General features: G+C 63.5%; 1 protein-coding gene and 1 pseudogene. Both read left to right on the top strand.

Annotated elements, in window-relative coordinates; all coding sequences use genetic code 11:
* Nucleotides 1–264: 264 nt before the first annotated feature.
* Nucleotides 265–1158 (top strand): EAL domain-containing protein, encoded by an 894-nt coding sequence (locus EOD15_RS34415; protein WP_127321442.1) that lies wholly within the window; start codon nucleotides 265–267, stop codon nucleotides 1156–1158.
* A pseudogene (locus EOD15_RS37140) lies at nucleotides 1155–1325 on the top strand (EAL domain-containing protein); the annotation flags it as partial. The gene EOD15_RS34415 and the pseudogene EOD15_RS37140, both read left to right, overlap by 4 nt.

Genomic DNA, 1325 nt, shown 5'->3' with positions numbered 1-1325 from the left:
ACCGCGATGGTGGCGGAAGGCTTCACGCGGGAAAGGGTGTCGGCAAGAAAGGCCATGAGCTTGACGTCTCCATGGAAGATCGGCGCGGCCAGGAGCGACCGCGGCGCTTCTCATGTCGCATGATTTCGCGCAACGCAAGCATTGTCGGCTGATCCAGGTCTCAAGGAGCTGTGATCGGGACCCGGGGTCGGCAACAATAAATTCATTAACGAGCGGTAGAGGCTTGAGTGGCAGGATGGCAGACCAATTGCGGAGCGAGGAACCGTGTCGCGCAGCGTCGGGCTTGCCCACATCATCCGTCAGGACGACGGCACCTCCACCGGTGTCTGGGGTATCTACACGCTGCAAAGCGCCTTCCAGCCGATCTTCGCTTTCAAGGAAGGCAAGCTGTCGGTGGTCGCGTTCGAAGGGCTGATCCGACCGTTCCGCGACGGCGAGCCGCAATCGCCGATGAATTTCTTCTCGACCTGCCCGGCCGCCGACCGGCTGCATATCGAGGCGCTGACCAGGACGCTGCATCTTCTCAACGCCGGTGCCTGCCTGCCGCGGGAAGCATCGATCTTCGTCAATTTCGACCCGTCAGTGTTCACCGAACGCGCCGTTGCCGACGCTGCCTTGCGCGAAATGCGGCTCGTGCTGCACGAGGCCGGCATCGACCCGCGTCGCGTCGTCTGCGAGGTGACCGAGCAGCGGTCGGCGTCGCAGGAAGCCTTGCACGGCTTCGTCGCGGCACTCAGGGCCAACGGTTTTCGCATCGCCGTCGACGATTATGGCGCCGACGATTCCGACATCAATCGGGTCAAGGAATTGAAGCCGGATATCGTCAAGTTCGATGCCTACTGGATCACGCAGCTGATGGAGTCCGGCGCCGGCTTCGCGTTGCTGACCACCATGGTGAAGAACTTCGAGGAGCAAGGTATCCATACGGTGTTCGAAGGCATCGAGGAGGGCTGGCAACTGGAGCTGGCCGAGAAATCGGGTGCGTCGATGGTGCAGGGTTTCGTGCTGGCGCGGCCCGAATTGGCGCCGACCAGCTTTGGCGTCTTCGACAAGGCCAGGCAGGCGCCTGCCGCTGCTGCCGTCGACACGGCTGCTCCTGCCGCGGCAATGCCTTCGGCGCGGCCGGTCAAGGCCTTCGGGCGCCGGGTGGCGACATGAGAGACGATCGGCGGCGCAATGTCGGCGATGCGATCCAAGTCGACGAAGTCGGCATCGAATACGGCATCTATGGCGAGTTCCGGCTGCGTAGCGCCTATCAGCCGATTTTCGCGCCGCGCGGCCGGTCGCTTCACGCGGTGGCGGCCGAAGCCCTTTTCGAGCCGCAC

The organism is Mesorhizobium sp. M7A.T.Ca.US.000.02.2.1 (assembly GCF_003996995.1).
In the GTDB taxonomy this organism is placed as follows: domain Bacteria; phylum Pseudomonadota; class Alphaproteobacteria; order Rhizobiales; family Rhizobiaceae; genus Mesorhizobium.
This window is presented reverse-complemented; position numbering and strand designations above follow the sequence as displayed.